The sequence below is a fragment of the Allobacillus sp. SKP2-8 genome (genome assembly GCF_007559355.1).
In the GTDB taxonomy this organism is placed as follows: Bacteria; Bacillota; Bacilli; order Bacillales; family Alkalibacillaceae; genus Allobacillus; species Allobacillus halotolerans.
Genome location: NZ_VMHF01000038.1, coordinates 1 through 2,111, shown reverse-complemented (window position 1 = coordinate 2,111; position 2,111 = coordinate 1). Strand labels below are relative to the sequence as shown.

Genomic DNA, 2,111 nt, shown 5'->3' with positions numbered 1-2,111 from the left:
AAACGGAATATAACCCATTTCATCCAAAATGATGAGGTCCACCTTCTTGAACTTGTTCCTGAACCATTGAAGTTTACCCTCGTTCCAAGCTTTCTCCAATTGATCCACTAAATCGGCTACGCGGTAGAAACGCACTTCATATCCTTTTCGACATGCTTGCCGTCCCAATCCGGTTGCAATATGTGTCTTGCCTGTACCGGGCGAGCCTGTCAGAATGACATTTTCTTTTCGCGAAATGAATCCCAAGCTCTCCAGGTCTCCACGATTGATCTGTGGTGGAAATTTCACCTGGTCACCCCATTGAAAATTGTCTAACTCCTTACCGTTCATAAATCTGGCTTTCTTTATGAGACGTTCACCCTTGGCTGTATCACGAAGGTCGAATTCCTGCTGGAATAAGGCTTCCAGGTATTGACTGGGATTCTCGAAGGGGACTTTTTCATAAATATCTGCCACATAGGCTAGACGCAGCGATTTGCACATTTCTTTTAATCGATCACTCATGGATATTCGCCTTCCCTTCAGATGCAAGCTCCGTTGGACACAAGGAATCATACATATTCCAATTCACTTCATATGGATGACTACCAAATTCTGAAGACGGATGACCCTTCGTGGGAAGTAATTCATAAAATCGTTCATCAATCTCATTCATACTATAGGTTACAATCAGTCCCATTAACCATTCAATTCGTTCTTTCTGTATCTCTGGTGATTCGATGTTTACGTAGCTGGCTATCCTTCCAGGTAGGTAAGGGAAATACCTAGAGTGGGATACAGATCGAGGTTTCCTTTTCCACATTCCCAAGATGGATGCCCATGGCAGTTCCCGGGATTTATTCATGTAAGGACGTGGCCCTTCACCTAACACCTCACCGTTTGGTGAGATCACCTTGTAGGAATCCCAATAAGTAATCACATACAATTGGCTATAATGATAACTGTTCGGAATATGAATGGGTTCACTGTCAATGAGGACTTCTCCATATTTATTGGCAGACACCGTTTGCTTGCCGAATACCGGGTAATCATTTTCCGGTAAGGCCAGGCAGTACTTTTTCTCTTCCTCAATAAGATTCTTTATCGGCTCGCCTTTCTTGTAGTGCTTACGTTCATGATCTTTCGTAGATTTCTGGGTGAGCATTTCCTCTAGATGGTCCAAATCCCGAATCACTGGAGAAGGAGTGAAGAAATTGTATCTTACATAGCCAACTTTGTTTTCCACATGGCCTTTTTCATTTCCCTTCCTTGCATTACATGCCAGTGGCTCAAAGCCATAATGACTGGCGAATTTCAGGAAGCCTTCCGTAAATATCGTATCGCCATGTTTTCCTCTTGCCCTTACTACGGCAGCAGGCAAATTATCGATCCGTAGCTTCCGGGGCACACGCCCCAATTGTTTGAATAACATTTTCAAACCTTCGAGGAAGCACTGTTGATTCTCTCCTGGCAAGGGAACAGTAAATCCCGCATTGCTGTAAGGCAGACTCATGATTAAGCAGTGAATATCTTTTGCTTTTCCGTCTTGGATGGCCTCCGTCATCCCAAAGTCAATTTGGGCTTCAGCCGGAGGATGTGTCAACCGGTCGTATTCCTCCTTGAAGGTCTCTCCATCTTCCATTCGTTTTTCACGCCACTCTGCAATATAATTACAAACGGTTCGATATGATCCTGCGAACCCCAGTTCCTTGAGCTGTTCATAGATGTTCTTATTATTACGTCGTAGCTTCTTCTTCAGAGCGTAATCCTCCAACAACCAATCAGAAACAATCTCTCCCCACTTCTCCTCATACATCATTCCACCCTTCTTAGGAATTACTTCCGAAGGGAGATGATCTTCATCAGCATATTTCTTGACCGTTTCCCAACTAAATCCCGTTCTCTCTGATATTTTATTAATCGATAATGATTTCACGTTTCTCAGTTTTTTGATATGATTAATTTCAGGCATTGCCAGCATCCTTTCATTACCTCCACCATTAATTGTTTAGTCACTATTAACGGTAGGTTTTTTTGATTGGGCTGGCAAGCCTTTTTTCTTTGCCTTATGATAATTGCATAGTTCTAAGATTTTCTTTGCAATTCTCTCTACTTTTATTTTGCACTATACA

The 2,111-nt window shown here is 42.6% G+C and carries 2 protein-coding genes; both read right to left on the bottom strand.

The genetic code is table 11. The features are described from left to right. Positions 1-504: ATP-binding protein (locus tag FPQ10_RS12795; protein ID WP_144163883.1), on the bottom strand; the 504-nt coding region annotated here is incomplete at its 3' end. Beyond that, entirely contained in the window at positions 497-1,951 is a 1,455-nt protein-coding gene (gene istA / locus FPQ10_RS12790; RefSeq protein ID WP_370512047.1) for an IS21 family transposase, read from the bottom strand. The genes istA and FPQ10_RS12795, both read right to left, overlap by 8 nt. Positions 1,952-2,111 lie beyond the last annotated feature (160 nt).

Bases quoted from the DNA above. Each gene is read 5' to 3' on its own strand.
- istA (WP_370512047.1), bottom strand. From the start codon at position 1,951: ATGCCTGAAATTAATCATATCAAAAAACTGAGAAACGTGAAATCATTA.